The sequence below is a fragment of the Kurthia sp. Dielmo genome, from assembly GCF_000307285.2.
Taxonomy (GTDB): domain Bacteria; phylum Bacillota; class Bacilli; order Bacillales_A; family Planococcaceae; genus Kurthia; species Kurthia populi.
This window is the reverse complement of the sequence record NZ_HE578967.1, coordinates 26480-48907: the sequence shown is the minus strand read 5'-3', so window position 1 is coordinate 48907 and position 22428 is coordinate 26480. Positions and strand designations below refer to the sequence as shown.

Here is a 22428-nt window from a genome sequence, read left to right as displayed (position 1 = left end):
TGGTCGTAATACACGCATATTGTCACCTCCCTTCAAAGAATCATTAGATTACACTTCTTGTAAGCTGTTTTTCCATACAAGATTCAATACTTTTTTAATATTCTTCTTCTCTGAAGGACATGGACGTTCTCCGGATACAACACGGTACCATGGGCAGTGATTGCCTTGACAAGCTGGGCGGAAGAAGCACGACTGACAAACCGTATCTGTTTCTTCTCCTGACAATAACCATGAAGCGATTTTATCGTAATCTAAATCCATCGTACCATCTGCATTAATATGCCCAACTTTATTCACTTCTTCGTCAAGCACTGTCGTACATTTATAAAGTTGACCGTCTGAGCCGATTACCATTGCATTAGGCTTTGCAGCGTAGCATACAGCAGCTGTTGGATTCAGTGCACCTTCAACCATATTACTCATTGCAAGCCCTTTATCGATTGCTGTTTCTGTAAATTCCCAGATTTTTTTATTCGCTGTAATATGTGTGCATGTTGGAATTTCCTCATCGTTTGGACCACCCCAACGCCCTACTGGACGGAAGAATACACCAAAACGTTTATCCTCTGCAAAATGTTCTTTTAAGAAGTCGATTAAATGTTCTGTTTCACGTAAATTGTCTTCGTCAAAGTTGATGCGGATTGTCATATTGAAGTCACCTTCAACATCGCGTAATGTTTTTAAGTTATCTACAATTCGCTCAAATGAGCCTTGGCCCCCAATCATATGACGACGTGCATCATGGACTGCTTGCACACCATCGATTGTCACCATATATTGAGAGACATTCCATGATAATAGCTTTTCAAATGTTTCACGATTTAAGAAGTAACCATTCGTTACGACATCTGCGGAATAATTAATATTATTATCCGCCGCAATCGTCATATATTCTTTAGAAAGCTCTTCGATGATACCAAGCTCAAGCAATGGCTCACCGCCAAACCAGCTAATGTGTAAATCATTCAATGTTCCTGCACGCTCAGCTACTAATGCTTTAACGCCTGCTTTTGTTTCATCTGTCATACGTCCTTTTGCAAAAGACTCATAACAGTAGCGGCAGCGGAAATTACATTGTTCCGTTGTCATTAAAATTAAGTGCAACATATCGGTACGGTGCATCGATTGGTGTAATAAATCGGCACGTTGCATTTCATTTACCGTATCCTTGACGATAAAGCCACTCTCAAATAGCGCTTGCTTTACTTCTGTATCAAGTGCTGTCGAGCCTTGGCGTTTCAGTGCTGTCATGACTTCCTCGCGTTCGCCTGCTTCGAAGTTCACAATAGCGCCTGTATAGCTGTTGTAAACAACTAACCCGCCGTCCTCTGTTTTTGTTAATGCGTTAAATTTTGATGGTATGTATGTTACCATGCTGATTCCCCCTCATTCATTTCACTTTCGCCAATGAAATGATGTTTTTTGGCCTTCTAAACCAACTGGAGAACATAAAAAATCCACTCATATTTTCATTGCTAAATAAGAGTGGATTGTAGAAATAATCGATTGAATTTGAATGGATGGCTTTTTGCCTGAACAAACGCGGTGCATACAATCCTAAATGGGACAGATTTTGTCTATGACAAAGAACCGTGCAATTAGCGATAAATGCTGCGCTAGATTCACTTCAATTAGACTATTTCCATTCAGTTGTTGTAGGTGGCTTAGAAGTAATATCTTCTTGTACACGCATTGCTCGTTCAACTTCGCCTGAAATACGTGTCATGACAAATTCAATTTTATCGAACATGATTTTATTGATTGTATCATTTCGCATGCCTTTTCCCTCACAACTGTTTAGAATCTAATTGGTCGTACATTTCCGTTTATTACGAAGATGCTATGCACAAATGCGTACACCCTTCGTAGATAAATTAAGTGTATCGGTCTTAGTACTAGGTGTCAATGCGTTTTTTTATTTCCTGAATGTATTTATAAATACTAACCTCCGACATTTGAAATGCTTGTGCAACTTTGACAATTGCATCTTTTAATTCAAAAAAGCCTCTATCATGTAATACCTCAACTATTTTGATTTTTTCACGTTTCAATAACGGCTCATTCTGTAAATTGCGCCCATTCGTCAATTGTTGAATTGTATCTTCTACCACATGATCTGCATTCAAATAAAAATTCTCGGTAATTTCCTGAGGTGGTCGCTTATCCACTTTTTCTCGCTGTATCATCGCAAGTCCCTCAGTCAAAAGTTGCTCAAGTGTTTGGAGCTGTGCGTTATCACGATTAATGCAAATCATCCCGATCAACTCACCTAATTCATCTTTAATAAAGAAACTAGATGACTCTAGTGTTAAACCACTAGCTGTCATCGTCTGATAATTTGTAATGAAATCCTGCTGCTCATACCCTTTTTCACGTAAGATTTTAATTAAAAAATCTGTTGCTGGAGCACCGATTTCACGACCCGATAAATTATTTTTAATATACACAACCGATGACGTAAGGCCACTACCGATATCCTGTAGTACAATTTCTGAACGTGGCCCGAGTACATGGGATAAAAACTCTAATAAAGGAATGTATTTTTTTAACTCCGGATTCATCTGCTCACCTCTATTGTAATGCCTGAGCTAAGTCTTCGAGTAAATCTTCAATATCTTCAATGCCACAAGATAGACGTAATAGTTCATCACAAATTCCTTGATTTAAACGTTCATGCGCAGGTAAGCAAGCATGGGACATTGTGGCAGGGTGTGATAAAATCGATTCCACGCCACCAAGACTCACTGCTAAAATCGGTAGCTGAATACGTTCTGTAAAACGAATTAAATCCTCTTTTGTATGTAGCTCAAACGATAAAACAGCCCCACCATTTTGTGCCTGCTTCATGTGAATAGCCTGTCCTTTATGATGCGCTAATGTTGGATAATAAACTTTCTTCACCTGTGGATGCTGTACTAAAAACTGCGCAATCTTTTCAGCATTTTCAATCGAACGCTCCATTCGAAGCCCCATCGTTTTCATACCTCGTAATACGAGCCATGTATCCTCTACGCCTAAAATAGCTCCAAAGTTTTTTTGGTACAGCTTTAATTTCTCGTACAGCACTTCATCATTCGTTGCCGCAAGCCCTGCCACTACATCACTATGACCATTAATAAATTTCGTCACGCTCTCAACGACAATATCTACGCCGTACCCAAGTGGCGATTGGTAAAGCGCCGTCATGAATGTATTATCCGCTGCTGTTAAAATCTCATGCTTTTTCGCCAGTGCCACAATTGCTTCGATATCACTGATTTTCAGCAATGGATTCGATGGTGTTTCTAAATACAGCATCGCCGTATTGGGCTGAATTGCCGCCTCGACTGCGTGAAGATCCGCAAAATCAACAAAAGTCGTTTCAATATGAAAATTCGGCAATACTTCATTTACAAATTGGCATGTGCCGCCATATACTTCATTCGGTAAAATAATATGCTCACCAGCCTTTACAAGCATTAACACATTCGAAATCGCTGCCATGCCTGATGAATAAGCGAGTGCATAGCGCGCATTTTCAAATGATGCTAGCGCCTCTTCTAGTGCATGAACAGTTGGATTACCAAAGCGTGTGTACGAGAATTGCTGTGAATCGTCATAAAGCTTTTGCTGATGAAACGTCGATGTTTGGTACTTTGGAATGGATGACGCGCCTGTGTATGCATCAATTACCGGATAGTCATGTAATAATTTTGTGTTTGTTTTCATTTAGATTCCTCCGCCCCTCTAGCGTAGTCAATAAGTTGTTGGAATAGGCGATTCATTAGCGGCTCACTTTTATGAAGCATTTCTGGATGCCACTGAATGCCTAGAAGAAATGGATAATTCGTATGTTCAATTGCCTCAATGGCCCCGTCTGCTGCAGTTGCGCTAATGACGAACTCTCTAGCTGGGTGCTTAATTAATTGGTGATGAAATGAGTTCACACGTAGCGTCTTCTCTTGTAAAATTCCTTGTAATATCGTTCCTTCTTCAATCGTCACCGTATGGGTCACAAGCTCTGGATTATGACCCTGCATATGCTTAATTGTCGTATTTTCACGATGCGCTAAATCCTGCCACAAGCTGCCACCATGGCACACATTAATGACCTGTGCCCCGCGACAAATACCTAAAATCGGAATGCCCTTCTTTTTCGCAAGCTCGATTAATGTAAATTCAAATCGGTCGCGTGCTGGATAAATGTCGCCAAGCGCAAGCTCTGGCTCCTCATCATAAAACTGCGGACTAACATCATGACCACCAGATAAAATCAGTGCATCAATCGTGTCGATATAATTTGCAATGACCGTTTCCTCCTCTACAACCGGTAAAATAAACGGCGCACCCCCGTTTTGCACGACCGCATGAATATAATCCTCATTTACATAACTTCTACGATATCCTGGAAATAGCCCACCTTGATCAATAATGACACTGCCTGACACACCAATAATCGGTAATTTCTTTTCCAACACACTCACCTCTTATAATTTTTTATAAGTAATTTATAAATAATTATAAAGAAAAGACGTAAAAAGTTAATGAGGCGATGGCATTTAGTTTCAAAATAGGATTAGGGTGCAAAATAGCTATATACCGTTTTAAAGCATTAAAAAAAAGACTCTCACATGGTGCGAGAGTCTTTTCGTTTATCTTATTCCCACTCGATTGTAGCTGGTGGCTTAGATGTAATATCATACAGTACACGGTTGACGTGGTCGACTTCGTTTACGATACGTACAGAAATTTTTTCAAGTACGTCGTAAGGAATACGTGCCCAGTCAGATGTCATACCGTCGATAGATGTTACGCCGCGGATACCGATTGCGTAGTCATACGTACGGCCATCGCCCATTACACCAACTGAACGGATGTCTGGTAATACGCAGAAGTACTGCCAGATGTCGCGGTCAAGGCCGGCTTTTTTGATTTCTTCACGTAGGATGAAGTCCGCATCACGTACGATTTCTAATTTTTCTTCTGTTACTTCACCAAGAACACGGATACCTAAACCAGGACCTGGGAATGGTTGACGCCATACAACAGCTTCTGGAAGGCCTAATTCAAGACCAAGTGCGCGCACTTCATCTTTGAATAATGTATTAAGTGGTTCGATTAATTCAAATTTCATGTCTTCAGGAAGACCACCCACATTGTGGTGAGATTTGATTGTTTGTGCTGTTGCTGTACCTGATTCGATGATATCTGTATAAAGTGTACCTTGTGCTAAGAAGTCCATATCTTTAAGCTTCGCAGATTCTTCGTCAAATACGTAAATGAATTCGTTACCGATAATTTTACGTTTTTGTTCTGGGTCAGAAACGCCTTTAAGTTTGTTCATGAAGCGATCACGTGCATCGATTTTGATTAAGTTCATATCGAAGTCTTCTGTGAAAGTTTTCATTACTTGTTCAACTTCACCTTTACGGTTTAAGTTGTGGTCTACGAACATACAAGTTAATTGGTCACCAATAGCTTTGTGGATTAATACCGCAACAACTGATGAGTCAACGCCACCTGAAAGTGCGCAAAGAACTTGTCTGTCGCCAACTTGAGCACGGATTTTTTCGATTTCGATTTCGATGAAGTTCGCCATTGACCAGTCGCCTTTACAGCCACAGATGTCTAATGCGAAGTGACGAAGTAAATCGTTACCGTATACAGAGTGACGTACTTCTGGGTGGAATTGTACAGCGTAGAATTTGCGTTCTGGGTTTGCCATCGCAGCGATTGGGCAAGAAGCGCTTGTTGCGATTGTTGTGAACCCTTCTGGTGTTTCGGTTACTAAGTCACCATGGCTCATCCATACAACTTGTTCTTTCGGTGTATTAGCGAATAATGCATTCTCTTCTAATACGTTGATTTCAGCTTTACCATATTCACGGTGAGCAGCTTTTTCTACTTTACCGCCTAAAGTGTGAGACATTAATTGCATGCCGTAGCAAATACCTAAGATAGGTAAACCAAGTTCAAAAATTGCTTCATCAATTTTGAAAGCATTGTCGTCATAAACTGAGTTTGGACCACCCGAGAAAATGATACCTGTTGCGTTTAAGTCTTTTAATTCTTGTGCAGTAATTGTATGTGCGTGTAATTCACTATAAACACCGAATTCACGAATACGACGTGTGATTAATTGATTGTATTGACTACCGAAATCAAGAACGATGATTTTTTCTTGATCTTTTAGTTGTGTACTAGCTGACAACTTATTTCCACCTCTTCAATGTATTTTGTGTATAACTGATGACCCAATCTTTTTAAAAAAAGGACGTGCGAAAATAAACATTTTCTACACGTCCTCTCAACTGATAGATGAATAGACGAAAACACCTTATAGTAAGGGACTTCGTGCATTCACCTTCATAGTCAAGTCATTTACGGCAACTTGGTAGAAACATTCGATCCATATTATCGAACATATATGAGGGTAATTCAATTATAACTCTTTGAGCTTAGTGTACCGTTTGAATGGTGTAAAATCAACCTCTTACTTTATTGATTAAATATTGCCAACTTTCTTTCAACTTATCCCACTGCACTTCTTCCGCACTTGGATCATAAATATAACGCTCATATTGTGCAACAAATGCCTTCATATGATGTTCGCCAAGTTTTTCATCGACCCGCTTCGCAAATTGCTGGAGTGTTTCACTATCTGCTTTTTTCAAACCATACATAGCAAGTACCTTTAATAAGTCATTGTATGCTTGTTCAATCGATACAGTCGATTTTGATGCATAGCGTGTTTTCACATATTGTGGAATCCATTTCTTACGCGTGCGCCAGAAACCATATGCTACGACAAGGACAACGAAACCTACAAGCCAAGGCCACCATGTAATGCCCTCTTCATCTGCTTTGCTAGTATCTGTTTGTGGCTCTTGTTGTTGCGGCTCTGGTTTTTCTTGCTGTTGCTGTTGCTCTTTCTTTTCTTCCTCTGCTTCAGGTGTTTGCTCATCTGCAGAAGGTTGTGTGTCATTCTCTGGACGTGTATCATCCTCTAATTGATTAAAGCCACTAAAGCCAATTGTCGGCTCAAATTGCATCCAACCAACACCTGGCATATAAGCTTCAACCCATGAGTGAGCATTATTATTCGTCACTTCAAAATGCGTTGTCTTGTTGTTTGTATCGACAACATCGCCCTCAGAGAAACCTTTCACCCAACGTGCAGGAATCCCTTGTGAACGTAGCATCACTACCATCGCTGTTGAGAAGTTATCACAATAGCCAATCTTCGTATCAAATAAAAACTGGTCAACATAATCTTGATTGTCTTCCGGATAATCGACATCACTACGTGAATAGCGGTAACCATTAACACTAAAATAAGATTCAATCGCGGTCGTCTTGTCATAGACACTCGTTTCATCTTTTGTGATTTCACGAGCTAATGCACGTACACGACGAGGTAAAGATTCTGGCAGTTGTAAATACTTATCAAAATCTTCATCTAAGTTTTGTAGTTCATGCATCGATGTTTTATTTAATTCACTTAATTTATACGTTGGCGGACTATAGCGCATACTGTATTTTGTAAGTGTTGTACGCTGTTCATCCACAGTCGGACGGATTTTTTCAGTATCGAGCTCAACATAAAATCGATTCGTGTCCTTATCATTTGACTCGATTTTTCGCAGTCCATATGGCTGTGCTAAAAATTGATATTGCTTATGCATATTAATTTTCATTATATCGGTATCATCGGATGGACCAGATTTAATAGACAATGGCACACGATCATCATAATCAAATGAGCGGACATAAATATCGCCCTTCTTCCGTTCCCAACCCTTGCCTGTGTAAACATACTTTGTATCGACACGTAAATACTGTGCATCCTTCGCCCACACATCAAATACCGGTGTATCATCCAGTTCAAAGCTACCACCAAGTCGTGTGTCATCCTCTACGTAGCCAATTTTCCCGGTTGGCGATAATTGCTTATTTACCCAATCATTGATTGCTTCAATAGGCGCAGGAAGATCGACTGCAGGTTCACTTTTTGGCATAAAGTACGCAAAGGCACTACTAACAACAATCATTAAGAGTAGCGGCACCATTAGCTTAATATAGCGTAGTAGCGTTGGTTTCATATGATGATTGACGAATACTTTTTCAATAAATAGCATCCCAACTAAAAAGAAGCCAATACACATGACGCGAATTAATGGATACGTCGCATCGTATTCTGTAAAGGTATCAATCGATGCGAGGAAGAAAATCGTCATAAAGAAAAATAAAAAGATCGAATAACGTACAGTTAACCAATGATGGATTAAATAAATCGTCATCCATAGTAGCACGAGAAAAATAAATGTACGCGCGCTATCGGTCACATTATCGATGTGCAATGTAAGTAGTGCCTTCACACTCGTTATAAATTCATTAAAAATTACGGGGATTTCAGATGGTGTTAAATTGCCATGAATATAAAAGACAATAAAAGCGATAAAGCCTACCTTTAATGCCGTGTTACACCAAGCAGGCCAAATCGTAATAAGATTGGTCGCAAAGCATAAGATTACAAAGGTTGTAATAAGTGGTAAATGACCTGTTCCCGTCAATTCACTAATTGGACCGAGCCATTCATACAACATTAAAAAAACGAGTGTATATAAAATAAGTAAACTTGCCCAGTGGAGGGTAGGTGATTTTCTCATTAAGCCTTCCCTCCTTCAAATGCTGCCGCAAAACGATTTGCCGGCACATAGATAATACGCATTCCTCTTGTTGCTGCGCGTTTTTCGACATCCGTTGCGGCATGGACTTCTGTTGGATTTACAATAATAAAAATGACGCAATTTTTCGGTGTTGCTGCTGTATTGGATAATGCTTCAACCCATTCATTCGTTAAAGAAGAGGTAATAAAATGGATAATTGCTGCTTGGCGTAAGTCCTCGTTATACGAATACATTTTTTGCGCATCAAATACTTCTTCTTGTACACCTGCTAAATGAACGAGCAAACTTTGTAATTGCTCATTCGTCTGTAAATTTTGCGCGGTAAAAGGACGTGTACTAGCGGTCATATAGCTAAGTGATTCATGCTGTTTTTGAGCCGATGCAAGAATGGATGCAGCAAAGGAAACCTGTGGCTCAAAATATTCGCTCGGTAATGTATCAAGAACAATCCATGTACTATCATCACGATATGGCTCAAATTCCTTCGTTTGAAGCTTCCCTGTTTTCGCAAAACTCTTCCAGTGAATCCAGCTCATGCGGTCACCCGCTTCATAATCCCGAATACCGGCAACGACATTTGTATCCTTCAAGCGACTTTGTAGTGCCTTCGCGCTACCTGGTGTTTTGTAGCGCAGCATTTTTTTATAAACAAGTGGCTGAATTTTAGGGAATACAATAACCGTTCGCTTCCCCTCGATAAATTTCGTTTTCTTTACCCAGCCAAAAAAGTCCGTCACCGTTACATACACGCCAACGAGCTGATGCTCACCGCGTGGTACATCCTGAATTGCATACGTCCACGACACTTCCTTGCGAAATCCTAACGCCACAAGACGTCGTGTTTCGTGTTGCTCAACCGAATCAAAAACGCCTTTTGGTAGCACTTCCTCTACGATGACGTACAATAACGGCCATCGATTTTCACGTGTTAATGTGACGGTCATCTCTAACGTATCATGCTGTTCTAGTCGCGTATTATCGGTCGAGCGCCTGACGTCAAATTGACTAATTGGCATAAACCAAAGCATGATAGAATACACAAAAGGTGGTACGAGCATGTAAAAAATAAACCAGCTCGTAAATCCTCCCTGTAGTAGTGCAAAGCAAAATGACACGATTAATAACACGACAACAAACAGCAACCGAAATAATGCGGATGAGCTCAATCGTGTGTATTGCTTTTTCATAGCGCTTCAGACTTTCTTGTTGGTACAGCTGTATTAAGGACGATACGACCAACGATATCTTCTGCGCTCACATTGTCATAGCGCGCCTCAGGTTTTAAAATCAGACGATGTGAAAATACAAATGGCGCTAAATATTGAATATCATCTGGTGTCACAAATGTACGTCCTTTTAATAACGTATATGCCTGTGCAGCTTTCATTAAGGCAATCGAACCACGCGGGCTAGCACCTAAATAAACATACGGATGCTCACGCGTTGCTTGCGCTAATGTCACAATATATTGTTTTACTAAATCATCGACATGAATTTCCTTTACTTGCTGCTGTAAGTGAATCAACTCTTCTAGTGTCACAACCGATGTTAATGTTTCGATTGGTTTTGTTGATTCCGCACGGCGTAGCACTTCAATTTCATCTAAAATATCTGGATAGCCCATTTTTAACTTTAATAAGAAGCGGTCAAGCTGTGCTTCTGGTAATGGGTATGTACCCTCGTATTCAATCGGGTTTTGTGTCGCCATCACAAAAAATGGTTTCGGAATTTCAATCGTTTCCCCGTCAACCGTCACAGCAGCTTCCTCCATTCCTTCAAGTAGCGCTGCCTGTGTTTTGGGTGACGTACGATTGATTTCATCGGCTAAGACGATATTCCCCATTATCGGTCCTGGTCGGAATTCAAACGCCATGTCTTTTGGGTTGTAAATTGACACGCCAAGCACGTCAGACGGTAGTAAATCCGGCGTAAATTGAATACGCTTAAATGTTGCACCAACGGATTTTGCGAGCGAGCGTACCATCATCGTTTTACCGACACCTGGTACATCTTCTAGTAGTACATGGCCTTGCCCGAGTAACGCCACGACGCTTAGTTCGGCGATATGACGTTTCCCGATCATTACTTTCTCAATATTATCAATGATTGCTTGTAGCTTTACTTGTGTATCCATTCCTCATCCTCCAAGTATTAATGATTATCAATTATACCATGTACCTACGTTTTCTTTTGCGTCGAAAGTATTTGTTAAACAACCTGCCATAAAAAAAAGAGCCGCATATCATCAGCTCTTCCGTGTTAATTATGTGTGGCAAATCCGACATTGCGCATAAATAATTCTTCCAAATGTGACACTTTTTCTTGTTGTAAAATAGATTGCAGTTCTCCTGTCATGAACACGTTGCCATCATGAAGTAACAGCACATCATCTGCTAGCTCTTCAGCAAACGATAGTAGATGTGTTGAGAAAAGTATCGTTTTTCCTGCTTTCTTTTCTTCACGTAAAATTTGCTTTAGCTCTGCAATCCAGTGCAGGTCTAGGCCATTTGTCGGTTCATCTAAAATAAGTAATTGCTCATCGCCTAAAAGGCTTTGTGCTAAATTAAGTCGCTGACGCATCCCACGCGAATATTGGCGTACACGTTGTTTACGATACTGCCATAAACCAACACGTTCGAGCACTTCCTGACAGCGGGATGTTGGCAATTGTTTCATCGTCGCAAGTAGTTGAATAATTTCTTGTGCTGTAAGTGCTAATGGAAAATTAATATCGTCTGGCATATACCGAATTGACTTTCCATCTGCCCAAACAATCGTTCCTGCATCTAGCTCTTCTTCCTCAATTAATAAACGAATTAACGTCGACTTCCCGGCCCCATTTCCACCAGCTAAAGCAATAATTCGCCCCTCATTTAATGAGAACTTAATGCCATGCAATCCTTGATGATTGGCATATTCTTTTGTTACAGCTTCGCCTTCAACAATGGTCTTCATTATACGTCACGTCCTTTTTTACTTAAAATCCAATTTGCTAAACCAAGTGGTGTAATGACCCACAATGCACTTAGCATAATAAATAAGAAATAGCCAAAAAATGATGTGTAAAATTCCGTGAAATCATAAAAAGCAGGTCCGAGAACAGTCGTTTGACCAGAGAACATAAAGTAACCAAAGCGTAGCCATTCTGCTGGATTTAAGTGAATCATCACGATAGTCAGCCATTTAAGCATGGTGCCAGACACAATCGTGCCAAGAGCCATTAAAATATATGAAAACAGTAGTAAGCTCACAGCCCATATGACGAGTGAAAGAGATAAGGCATGCAAACGATTTTTCGCAAGTACCCCACAAAATACGGCAAGCGCTGAAAAAATAAGTACCATAAAAATCGATAAGAAAATAAAAACAACAGGTAGCTGCATATGTCCCGTGATGCCAGACATCGTTAGGACAACACCGAATGCTAGTAATAAAATTAGCAAGAAAGATAATACGATGGCAACGTATTTACTCCATAAAAACCCGAAAATACTCATAGGATATGTTTTTAAAAGCGCATACCACCCTGACTCGATATCACCTGCCACACTCATACTACCAATCGTCAATGTAAATAAAGGTAATAGAAATAATAATAAATTAAGGAAGCTTGCTGTTTGCCGTGTAAATCCATCCATCGGTAAGGCCATTTGCTGAATAAGGGATATTGCTGCAAAGACAACGACAAAGAGCACTGCTACAAGTTGCATCCAGCGACTGCGTAGCATTTGCTTCCATTCTAGTTTAATGAATAAAGCCATTACGCATGCCCACTCCAGTCCATCGCTTTCACCTCTTCAAATGAGATGACTTTCCCTTTACCTTCCGAATCAATAAATTGCTGTGCTTCCTCCTTCGTTTTAAAGGCAATCACACCGTAACTCATTGGCGTAGAAATTTCTTTATCTGATACATAAATCGCCGTTTCTACATTTACCCAAGTGTCTCCGCTAAAATCTTTAACAAACGCTTCTCCAATTTGTTTTTTATCCGTTTTTGTATAGTATTCCATCAGACAGCCAATATCATCGAATGTCTCGTAATCACCATTTGCGAGTGCTACTTGTGCTGCATATTTTTCAGCAGCTACACTCATATTACAAATTTTGCAAATATCCGTCGCCGGATTAATATCACGTGCTTCAAACGATTTATCTCCACAAGCACTTAACAATAATGAGGTTGCCATCGCACCTGCTAGCCATATTTTTTTCTTCATTGTTTAACACCCTTTCTCCAAAGAAATATTGCACCAGTTAGCATGATAAGACCAATCAAAAATGACCATAAATGAAAAGCGTACTCTTTATGAAACGCACTCGTTGGTTCCATCATCGGCGTACTATCGACTAGCTGATTTGTTTCGACACGATTCGTTTGCTTATCCATTTGGTTCAACATAATGACAGCGGGTGATTCAATAAAGTATTGATACGCCGGCTCTCGCACCATCCACTGGCCAAAACTTTGTAGTGCTACATAATTTGTGTCGCCTACTCCGTTGTCATCAATATCATTTCCATCGTAATCATCATAATAGTTTTTGTCGATTCTACTATCACTACCATCCGAACGAATGTTTAAAATGTTACCAACAAAATCATTGTTCGTTACCGTATTGTTTTTATCTGCCGCTGTAAATTCAATCGCGGTTTGATTGGATGAAAAAATATTATGCTGTATTTGCGCATTTTTTAATGTTTGGCTCAAAATACCAGTTCGATTCCCTGAAAAAACATTGTTTTCTGCAACAATATTTTCAGCGTTATATAATGTAAATCCAGAGGAATTCCAGTCCCATTGTAAGCTAATATCGTTATAGCGAAGTGAGGCATTTTTTGCGAGCATCAGCATAATCCCTGTTACATTTCGCTTGAGTGTATTGTGTTCCGCCTTGATACCATCTGCATACATAAAATGAAGACCATAACGGCTATCTGTCGCAATATTATTTGTCACCGTAACATCTTTTGTATGTTCTAAATAATATGCGTCTTGCACAGACGTTACATTATTATGATCAAGCGTTACGTTACTACTTTTAAATACCGCTAGACCATAACCTTTTGAAGCGAACTGTCCATCGATTCCTTTTAGCGTCAACCCTTTAATCGTCACGTCTTTTGAGTCATATACTTGAACCCCACTAAACATTTGAATCATCTCAAGCTTGTCTAATTGAATCTTTGATGAATTTTTCACGACAACTGCTGCATTAGATTGTAAAAAGTGTAGCCCTTTTAACGTGACGTTTTCGGCATCCTTAATTGTAAAGACCGGCTTGTCGCTATCAGACATGAGAAGGGTTTCTTCACCACCTATTATGGTAATGGGCTTTTTAATTACAGCAGTTTCCATATATTCACGATTAAATAATGTTAACGTTCCTCCTACAGGTGTTTTATCAATTTGTTGTTGCAATGTATCGGCACTTGCTGAAAGTGTAAAGAGAAACAACGTAGCAAAAAAGGCTATCCAAAAATGCAGTCTTCTCAAAGACGTATCCCCCATTCATTTAATGCCCATGTGACTCCGTTGAATCGTCCATCTGTTCACTTTGCATGTTCATTTTCATCTTCATTTTTTCATGTGCCTTATCATCTATGTCCTCTACCGCAACTAGTTTTGATCCTTCATGCTTATCGATAAACTTCTGTGCATCCACCTTCTGTGCAAAATAAGCAAAGCCGTAATTCATTGGTGTTTTAATATCGCCTGCTACAACAGCTGCATCTTCTAAATGAATCCACTCTTTTGAATCGTAATCTCGCACAAATTTTTCAAGTGTTACGTTATGTTCTCGTTCGTAGTTCAACATGCAACCCGCATCATCAAAAAATAAATTTTTTCCTTTATCATCGATTGCCTGAGCCGTAAAAGCACCTAGTTTATTGTTTTTTTGATAAACCTTCATGTTACAGAATGCACATTTTTCATCCTTTGCTGGTTCTTTTAAACGATTGTCTACTGGTGCTGCGGTCGTTTGATTTTCTGAAATGGTTGTATTTTCACTGTTTACTGAAGTTGTATTTTCTCCACAACCTGCTAATAATAACCCTGCTATTACCACTGCTCCACCCAATTGATAGTTCACGTTTTAAAACTCCCTTCAAGTTGTTTCTATCATTTATTGTAGCCAGCAATTGTGAAATAAGATAAAAATCAATTTGACGTTTTAAATACAACTAATAAAAAAAGAGAGACTGGGATACAACACGTCATGTTTCTTTTTTAACGTTCGCAACGAAAAACCGGAACCGCACTTTCGCGCGATTCCGGTTTTTTATGCTCATAGGAGAGGTGGTTTTTACACGTATGTCAAAGCTTCCCCTCGCTTATTATTTCCAAAAATCATCATATACCGTAATTGGTAGATGACGTTTATGTTGTGTTTTCAAATAATGACCTTCTAAAATCTTCTGTGCCGCTTCATCGATTTGTTTACCTTCTAAGTAATCATCGATTTGCTCATACGTCACACCTAGTGCATCCTCATCGGGAATACCTGGTCGATTTTCTTCTAGGTCAGCTGTTGGCTTTTTCTCATATAAATGAGTTGGACAATCTAGTGCTTTTAGTAACGCCTTGCCTTGGCGTTTATTCAAGCGCCAAAGCGGAGTTAAATCTGCTGCCCCATCACCAAACTTCGTATAGAAGCCTGTAATCGCCTCTGCTGCATGATCTGTACCAAGGACAACACCCGCATTTACTGCCGCAATCGCAAACTGTACTTTCATACGTTCACGCGCTTTTTCATTCCCCTTAACAAAATCGCTTAGTTCAATACCCGCTTCTTTTAACGCACTAACGCCCGCATCAACAGCTGGTTTAATATTGACTGTATACGTTTTCGTTGGTTGAATAAATGCAAGTGCATCCTCACAGTCTTTCTCATCTGCTTGGATACCATATGGTAAGCGTACAGCCCAAAATGAATACGTTGCGGCGCCTGCTTCTTCATTTAACTCATCGACTGCAAGCTGCGCTAATTTACCAGCAAGCGTCGAGTCTTGTCCGCCTGAAATACCTAGCACAAAGCCTTTTACAAAGCTATATTTATGCGCATAGTCTTTTAAAAAATCAATGGTGCGACGAATTTCTTGCTCCGCATCAATGGTTGGTTGTACATGAAGCTCTTCAATGATTTGTTGTTGCAATGTCATGCTTATGCCCCCTCAATTTCATCTACAGTGCGTTGTACCATTTCCTTTACTTCTTCGATATTACGCATTTTATTATCCCAACATTTTTGACTTAAATCCACTGGGTATGCTTCTGGATTTAATGAACGTTTGTATTCATCCCATAACTGGTCAAGATTTGCGAAAGCATATTGTTTCATCTCTTCCACAGTTGGTGATTCGTAAACAACTTCCCCATTTGCAATCACTTTTTCGTGTAAGTTTTTCGCTTCAAAGTTCGTTACAAATTTTGAAATGAATGTGTGTACTGGGTGGAACATTTTTAAACGTTCCTCTGAGCTTGGGTCCTCATCATGCATACAAATATAATCGCCCTCTGCTTTGCCATTTTCACGGTCGATGATGCGATATACCTTTTTATGTCCAGGGGTTGTCACCTTTTCTGCATTAGCAGAAATTTTGATTGTATCTTGCATAACACCATTTTCATCTTCAATTGAAACAATTTTATAAACAGCACCTAATGCGGGTTGATCATACGCTGTAATAATTTTTGTGCCGATTCCCCATAAATCAACACGTGCATTTTGCGCACGTAAATTCAGCATTGTATATTCGTCTAAATCATTTGATACGACAATTTTCGCTTCTGGGAATCCCGCTTCGTCTAGCATACGACGCGCTTCTTTTGATAAGAATGCAATATCCCCGCTATCTAAACGAACACCGATAAAGTTAATTTTATCGCCAAGTTCTTTCGCTACTTTAATCGCCATCGGTACACCAGATTTTAATGTATCGTATGTGTCGACTAAAAAGACACAATCTTTATGACGACGTGCATACGCATGAAATGCCTCATAGTCGCTACGGTATGATTGCACAAGTGAATGCGCATGTGTACCCGCAACTGGTAAATCAAATAATTTACCCGCGCGTACATTACTTGTTGAATCAAAACCACCAATAATCGCAGCACGCGTACCCCAAATCGCTGCGTCCATTTCCTGTGCTCGGCGTGTACCAAATTCCATGACCGTTTCTTCACCCGCCACATGCTTGATGCGGCTCGCTTTTGTTGCGATAAGTGTTTGGTAATTCACGATATTTAGTAATGCTGTCTCAATTAATTGTGCCTCTACAAGTGGTGCCTCAATGCGTACAATTGGTTCATTACCAAAGACTAACTCACCTTCAAGCATTGAATACATATCCCCTGTAAAACGGATATCGCGTAAATAATTAATAAAATCTTCTTTATAGCCGACCTCTTGTTGCAAATAAGCTAAATCCGATTCGCTAAATTTAAAGTTGCGTAAGTACTCTAGCATACGCTCTAAGCCGGCAAATACTGCATACCCATTCCCAAATGGTAGCTTTCTAAAATAAAGTTCAAAAATTGCTTTACGATTGTGAATGCCATCTGCCCAATACGTTTCTGCCATGTTGATTTGATAAAGGTCTGTATGTAACGCTAAACTATCATCTGAATAGATTGATTTCATAATAATTAGTCCCTTCTTCTAAAAGTTAAGTTAAGAACGTGGTTCACTTCTTAATTACGTTCCCCAAAATACCTTTTTATATGCAATTCGTTTCCGCTCCCACGAAACCATATGTATAAACATGATACATCGTATCAGACGAAGCGTCTTACGTCATCTACAATCTTCGCCTGTTTTCTGGATGTAGCTCTATTATAGCTCTTTCAAGTGAAATTAAAAACCTTCTGACTTGTCACAAGTCGTTACGCAAAAAAAGCTTCTCACATCTAGATGTAAGGAGCTCAATATTTATTATTCTTTATATGTTGTAAAGCCTTCAAGGTGAAGCAATGTTTTCTTCATCGCTAGTCCACTGCGGAAACCTGTTAACTTTCGATTTTTGCCGATAACGCGGTGACAAGGAATAACGACAAGCACTGGATTGCGTCCAATCGCATTCGCAACAGCGCGCACAGCAGTTGGTTTACCGATTTTTTCTGCGACATCTGAATAGGTCCACACCTCACCAAACGGAATCGTCATCAGTGTTTGCCAAACTTGTTGTTGAAGCGCCGTTCCTGTGACATCTAATGTGAGATGAAAGGTTTCTAAGTTCCCTGAAAAATAACGTGCGAACTGTGTACGATAAACTGACATTGCCTCATTATCTTGTACTAGTACTTCCTTACGCTTCGCCGCATAATCAAATAGTTCCTGCTCTTCATTTCCCACATAGCATAAGCCTTTATTTGTTGCTGCTATATAGAGAACATCATTCGGTACTGCTAATGTAGTGTAATTCATCGTTTATTCCTCGCTTTCAACTGATATTGCTTTGGTGTTTGTTGCTCGTACTGCTTAAATACCGCTACAAAATAGGCACTACTATGAAATCCTACACGTGCGGCAATCTCATGGATGCGTAGCGTCGTATTATTCAGTAGACGTTTGGCCTCTGTTAAACGTAGCTGTGTAATATGCTGTGTAAGCGTCTCCCCCGTCATTTCTTTATAAATACGACTCAAGTGAAATTTACTGCCATGAAAACGCGCCGCAATCTTATCAAGTGTCACATCATACATATAATGCGTTTCTAAAAATGCATTAATAAGCGCCACCCATTCGTCATTCGGCAATGTCACATTTTCGGGCCGACAACGCTTGCATGGTCGAAATCCTTGCGCCATCGCCTCTTCAAGTGAATGAAAGATGCACACCTTTTCCCGGTGAGGAAGACGTGATGGACAACTTGGCTTACAACAAATTTTCGTCGAATGCACCCCATATAAAAAACGCTCATTATACGTTTTATCATTTGTCTCAATGGCTGCCCATTGTTCGTCGGTTGGCCTTACGCCCTCATTCATCATTCGGTGTACACCTCCTTTTTCTTCATTATAAAGTAGATTTTTTTCGAGTCGAATTTTTCACACTATCATCGCAAGATTTTAATAGTTTTTAAATAATGATATGTTACGCTACTACAGAAGGAGGTTTTGCATATGACCGCAGCCATTACTTTTCATAATATTTCTGTTACGATGCAAGATACACAGATTATCAATACGATTTCCGGACAGTTTCCAAAAGGGCAGATTACCACACTCGTCGGTCCTTCTGGCGCAGGCAAAACAACCATTTTAAAATTATGTAACGCGTTATTATCGCCTACAGATGGGACTATTTTTTATAATGATCAGGAGTTAAAAACATACAATCCTCTAACCTTACGCCGCTGTGTTGGCATGGCCTTACAAGATGCACCAATGATTAAAGGAAGCGTCTATGATAATTTAAATTTACCGCGACAACTTCAAGGTGAAACATTAAGCAAAGACGAGGCGATACAGGCACTTCAGCAAGTCGGCTTAGATGCTAAAAATATACATAAAAAAGCGCATGACCTTTCTGGTGGACAGCGCCAAAAATTATCGATTGCAAGAACACTTATAAATCCGACCGATGTACTGTTACTGGATGAAATCACCTCTGCGCTTGACCCGCATTCGGTAACGGAAATTGAGCAATTGATTTTAACGATGAAACAGCGTGGTGTCACGATTATCTGGATTACGCATAATTTAGAGCAGGCTCGTCGCATTGGGGATTATATGTGGCTAATGCATCGTGGCCAATTAATCGAGAGTGGCAGCATTCATTTACTAGAAACCTCACAAAACGAACGCGTCCAACAATTTATGCGAGGTGAGCTTTTATGACGTTTACAACGCTAGCGATTACACTCGCATTCGTCTGTATTCCACTTGTCTTATCGAAAGCATTAAATTTACAACTTGGTAAAGATGTCATCATCGCTACGATTCGTGCCATCGTTCAGCTGCTTGCAATTGGATATGTATTACAGCTCATTTTTGACCAGCAAAATGTGGTATTTAGCTTCTTAATGGTCGCAATCATGATTGCCGTGGCAACGCTGAATGCACGCAAAAAAGGCGCCCAAATCAACGGCATTACGTGGAAGTTGGCGCTAAGCTTATGTGTGGTTGAAGCCATTGTCATGAGCGTATTAGTAGGATTTCATATTGTACCGGCTACAGCACAATATATTATTCCACTGAGCGGCATGGCAATCGGCAACTCAATGGTTATGAGTATTTTATTTCTCAACCGATTCACCGCCGAAATCGAGGCACACGAACAGGAAGTCGAGCTTATTTTATCGCTCGGTGGCACACCGAAGCAGGCCATTCACCGCCAGCTCATTACATCGATTAAAGCGAGTATGCTTCCGACAATTGAAAGCCAAAAAACGATTGGCCTCGTACAGCTACCAGGTATGATGAGTGGCCAAATCATTGCCGGTGCGGACCCGGTCCAGGCGGTTATGTTCCAGTTACTTGTACAATTCATGCTACTGACGACCGCCTCTGTGTCAAGCGTGCTACTTGGTTTTTTAAGTTACCGTACTTTATTTAATCAGAAACTGCAAATAATTCCAGAAAAATTTACCGGACAATAAAAATCGCCTTCCCTATTCCATGTAGGGAAGGCGACTTTTTTGTCATAATATTATTGTGTACCGTACTCAACGTTACCTATTTTAAAGAGACAATTCAATAGCAAGTAACGAATCGCGTTAAAAATGGTCAGAAACGAGCCAATTACCGCATATCTCCTTGAAAATTGTACATAAGCGAACGGATTTGGAACTTCTTGGCAAAAGAATGTTATACACAATTAGAGTATATACCCTAAATTTAGGATATTCAATTTTTCTGCTTCAAACGAAATTCTAATCTTTTGAGTCGGTCATTTTAATATTTCACAATACCGAACGGCTATTACTTATTCCAGCCTTTTTCTTTATAACGAACGATTGCCTCGATACGATTACTTACTTCCAATTTGTCTAAAATAGTTGAAATATAATTGCGTACCGTACCGGGCGATAGAAAAAGCTCTTTTGCAATTTCCTTTGTCGTTTTTCCTTCTGCAACAAGGCCAAGAACCTCTGTCTCACGCTCTGTCAGAGGATTTTCAACGGTTTCTTCATAGACGATGTCGATCAACTCAGGTGCATATATGCGGCGGCCATCCATAATGACACGAATCGCATTAACAAGCTCTTCAATCGGACTATCTTTTAATAAATACCCACGAACCCCCGCTTTTTTCGCACGTTCGAAATATCCAGGACGTGCAAAAGTCGTTAAAATAACAACCTTATAGTCCTGTCCTTTAATTTCTTCTGCTACATCAAGACCTGTTTTTTCGGGCATTTCAATATCCATAATGATGATATCTGGCTGATGCTCTGTAATTGCCGTTAATGCCTCAACACCGTTACGTGCTGTTGCCACAACTTCCATATCATCCTCCATATTGATTAATGCCTGCATGGCACCAAGTAACATGCCTTGATCCTCTGCTAACACGATTTTAATCATGTAAAACTCACTTCCTTACGCCCTATTTTATATGCTTATTATAGCAAACCTCTATTTGAAGCGCTCTTTAATGCCGCATACTCTTTAAACGTAATGAAGCGTTTGTTTGATGCATCATACAGTTTATAACGTAATGATTCGAAGCTTGTTTTTAATGTAATCGTTGTGACACGTTGTAGTGGTGGCGTTTTTTCATGTGCTTCCTCTAACTCATAGTTTGGAATACGCGGTGCTAAATGATGTACATGGTGGTACCCGATATTACCAGAAATCCATTGTAGTAATTTTGGTAATTGGTAATACGAACTTCCTTCTACAGCTGCTTTTACATAATCCCAATCTTGCTCATTCTCGAAATATGAATCTTCAAAGGTATGTTGAATATAAAATAACCAAATGCCTAGTACCGCTGCGATGTACATTGAAATCCCTTGTACAATCAACATTGCTTGCCAGCCAAATAATAGGCTCATTACAACAAGCATAACGACTAGCGCAAGCGTTGTGTAATACGTGTTAAGACGTTCTTTTTTCTTCGCTTTTTTTGCATTCATACGATTTGATACTAAAATTAAATAAAGTGGTCCTACGCCGAACATGATAATTGGATGACGATATGAACGGTAGCAAAAACGTTGCCATTTCGATGCTTCATTATATTCCTCTGTTGTCATCATCCAAATGTCACCGACACCACGCTCATCTAAGTTTGAGCTTGATGCGTGGTGAATTAAATGTTCGCGTTTCCATTGTTCGTATGGAAATGTCGTAATAACGCCTGTGATATTCCCTACTAACGCATTTAATTTTCTGTTTTTGAAAAATGATCCATGTGTACAGTCATGGAAAATAATGAATGTACGCACAACAAAGCCGCTTGCGATTACTGCGCAGACGATTGAAATGATAGGTGATACATGAAATAAGCCGTAGCCAGCACCCCATAATAGAAGTAGCGGTACGAGCGTATTAATCAATTGGCGAATGCTCGTGCCCATCTCTGATTTTGAGAACGGCGCAACGGCTTTTTTCAGTTCTTTAATTTTTTCGCGATCCGTCATTTTTTTGCCTCCAACTAATTTATTGTTTCTAGTATAAAATAAATTAGTTGGAGGTCACATAGGTGGATGTCACACATATCATATGACATTCATCACTAGTTAAACGACAAAATAATCGAAAGTATCTATTAGTAACCACTCACTTTTATGTAGGAAAAAAGAGA

At 39.8% G+C, this 22428-nt stretch carries 22 protein-coding genes and 1 riboswitch; of the genes, 2 read left to right on the top strand and 20 right to left on the bottom strand.

The annotated features are described in order from the left end of the window. Nucleotides 1-48: 48 nt before the first annotated feature. The 18 genes from KTHG_RS20130 to KTHG_RS20045 form a co-directional block, all read right to left on the bottom strand. A complete protein-coding gene (locus tag KTHG_RS20130; protein WP_126989601.1) occupies nucleotides 49-1374 on the bottom strand; it encodes a radical SAM/SPASM domain-containing protein in 1326 nt (441 codons plus the stop codon). Between the two features lie 262 nt (nucleotides 1375-1636). Beyond that, nucleotides 1637-1777, bottom strand: coding sequence for a GMP synthase (glutamine-hydrolyzing) (locus KTHG_RS20125; protein WP_126989602.1), 141 nt, complete (start codon nucleotides 1775-1777; stop codon nucleotides 1637-1639). A 118-nt stretch (nucleotides 1778-1895) separates the two neighbouring features. Then, a complete protein-coding gene (locus tag KTHG_RS20120) occupies nucleotides 1896-2561 on the bottom strand; it encodes a helix-turn-helix transcriptional regulator (RefSeq protein WP_139996186.1) in 666 nt (221 codons plus the stop codon). A gap of 10 nt (nucleotides 2562-2571) precedes the next feature. Beyond that, complete coding sequence (locus KTHG_RS20115; protein WP_139996184.1) at nucleotides 2572-3708, bottom strand: trans-sulfuration enzyme family protein; 1137 nt, start codon at nucleotides 3706-3708, stop codon at nucleotides 2572-2574. Next, nucleotides 3705-4454: a gamma-glutamyl-gamma-aminobutyrate hydrolase family protein gene (locus KTHG_RS20110; protein ID WP_222424358.1), complete on the bottom strand. Its 750-nt coding sequence runs from the start codon at nucleotides 4452-4454 to the stop codon at nucleotides 3705-3707. Before KTHG_RS20110 ends, KTHG_RS20115 begins: the two co-directional genes overlap by 4 nt. Before the next feature lie 182 nt (nucleotides 4455-4636). Continuing rightward, nucleotides 4637-6190: a glutamine-hydrolyzing GMP synthase gene (gene guaA / locus KTHG_RS20105; protein ID WP_139996180.1), complete on the bottom strand. Its 1554-nt coding sequence runs from the start codon at nucleotides 6188-6190 to the stop codon at nucleotides 4637-4639. 138 nt (nucleotides 6191-6328) lie between these two features. Further along, a riboswitch (purine riboswitch) is annotated at nucleotides 6329-6430 on the bottom strand. Between the two features lie 34 nt (nucleotides 6431-6464). After that, complete coding sequence (locus KTHG_RS20100) at nucleotides 6465-8648, bottom strand: transglutaminase-like domain-containing protein (protein WP_139996178.1); 2184 nt, start codon at nucleotides 8646-8648, stop codon at nucleotides 6465-6467. After that, nucleotides 8648-9856: a DUF58 domain-containing protein gene (locus KTHG_RS20095; RefSeq protein WP_139996176.1), complete on the bottom strand. Its 1209-nt coding sequence runs from the start codon at nucleotides 9854-9856 to the stop codon at nucleotides 8648-8650. Before KTHG_RS20095 ends, KTHG_RS20100 begins: the two co-directional genes overlap by 1 nt. After that, nucleotides 9853-10803 carry an AAA family ATPase gene (locus KTHG_RS20090; RefSeq protein WP_139996174.1) on the bottom strand — a complete coding sequence of 317 codons (951 nt, stop codon included), beginning with the start codon at nucleotides 10801-10803 and terminating at the stop codon, nucleotides 9853-9855. Before KTHG_RS20090 ends, KTHG_RS20095 begins: the two co-directional genes overlap by 4 nt. A gap of 125 nt (nucleotides 10804-10928) precedes the next feature. Next, on the bottom strand, nucleotides 10929-11624 hold the full coding sequence (locus KTHG_RS20085; RefSeq protein ID WP_139996172.1) for an ABC transporter ATP-binding protein: 696 nt from the start codon (nucleotides 11622-11624) through the stop codon (nucleotides 10929-10931). Continuing rightward, nucleotides 11624-12430 (bottom strand): ABC transporter permease, encoded by an 807-nt coding sequence (locus KTHG_RS20080; RefSeq protein WP_139996170.1) that lies wholly within the window; start codon nucleotides 12428-12430, stop codon nucleotides 11624-11626. The genes KTHG_RS20085 and KTHG_RS20080 overlap by 1 nt, the downstream gene beginning before the upstream one ends. Beyond that, on the bottom strand, nucleotides 12430-12888 hold the full coding sequence (locus KTHG_RS20075; protein WP_139996168.1) for a nitrous oxide reductase accessory protein NosL: 459 nt from the start codon (nucleotides 12886-12888) through the stop codon (nucleotides 12430-12432). Before KTHG_RS20075 ends, KTHG_RS20080 begins: the two co-directional genes overlap by 1 nt. Then, nucleotides 12885-14165, bottom strand: a complete 1281-nt coding sequence (locus tag KTHG_RS20070) for a right-handed parallel beta-helix repeat-containing protein (protein WP_255512518.1) — start codon at nucleotides 14163-14165, stop codon at nucleotides 12885-12887. The genes KTHG_RS20075 and KTHG_RS20070 overlap by 4 nt, the downstream gene beginning before the upstream one ends. Nucleotides 14166-14184: 19 nt before the next feature. Then, nucleotides 14185-14763 carry a nitrous oxide reductase accessory protein NosL gene (locus tag KTHG_RS20065; RefSeq protein WP_139996164.1) on the bottom strand — a complete coding sequence of 193 codons (579 nt, stop codon included), beginning with the start codon at nucleotides 14761-14763 and terminating at the stop codon, nucleotides 14185-14187. A 244-nt stretch (nucleotides 14764-15007) separates the two neighbouring features. Continuing rightward, nucleotides 15008-15832: an ammonia-dependent NAD(+) synthetase gene (nadE, locus tag KTHG_RS20060; RefSeq protein WP_139996162.1), complete on the bottom strand. Its 825-nt coding sequence runs from the start codon at nucleotides 15830-15832 to the stop codon at nucleotides 15008-15010. 2 nt (nucleotides 15833-15834) lie between these two features. Then, nucleotides 15835-17316: a nicotinate phosphoribosyltransferase gene (locus tag KTHG_RS20055; RefSeq protein WP_126989616.1), complete on the bottom strand. Its 1482-nt coding sequence runs from the start codon at nucleotides 17314-17316 to the stop codon at nucleotides 15835-15837. Between the two features lie 291 nt (nucleotides 17317-17607). Then, entirely contained in the window at nucleotides 17608-18099 is a 492-nt protein-coding gene (locus tag KTHG_RS20050; protein WP_139996160.1) for a methylated-DNA--[protein]-cysteine S-methyltransferase, read from the bottom strand. Further along, a complete protein-coding gene (locus KTHG_RS20045) occupies nucleotides 18096-18665 on the bottom strand; it encodes a bifunctional transcriptional activator/DNA repair enzyme AdaA (RefSeq protein WP_139996158.1) in 570 nt (189 codons plus the stop codon). The genes KTHG_RS20050 and KTHG_RS20045 overlap by 4 nt, the downstream gene beginning before the upstream one ends. 132 nt (nucleotides 18666-18797) lie before the next feature. On the opposite strand from KTHG_RS20045, the gene KTHG_RS20040 reads away from it, so the two are divergent. Together KTHG_RS20040 and KTHG_RS20035 are read left to right on the top strand one after the other, a co-directional pair. After that, the gene (locus KTHG_RS20040) at nucleotides 18798-19514 is read left to right on the top strand and encodes an ABC transporter ATP-binding protein (RefSeq protein ID WP_139996156.1); all 717 of its coding nucleotides are present in this window, start codon (nucleotides 18798-18800) and stop codon (nucleotides 19512-19514) included. After that, nucleotides 19511-20275, top strand: coding sequence for an ABC transporter permease (locus tag KTHG_RS20035; protein WP_139996154.1), 765 nt, complete (start codon nucleotides 19511-19513; stop codon nucleotides 20273-20275). Before KTHG_RS20040 ends, KTHG_RS20035 begins: the two co-directional genes overlap by 4 nt. A 322-nt stretch (nucleotides 20276-20597) precedes the next feature. On the opposite strand, the gene KTHG_RS20030 is transcribed toward KTHG_RS20035, so the two are convergent. After that, nucleotides 20598-21203 (bottom strand): response regulator transcription factor, encoded by a 606-nt coding sequence (locus KTHG_RS20030; RefSeq protein WP_126989621.1) that lies wholly within the window; start codon nucleotides 21201-21203, stop codon nucleotides 20598-20600. A gap of 38 nt (nucleotides 21204-21241) precedes the next feature. Further along, nucleotides 21242-22264: a Delta(5) desaturase DesA gene (gene desA, locus KTHG_RS20025; protein ID WP_139996152.1), complete on the bottom strand. Its 1023-nt coding sequence runs from the start codon at nucleotides 22262-22264 to the stop codon at nucleotides 21242-21244. Nucleotides 22265-22428: the final 164 nt, after the last annotated feature.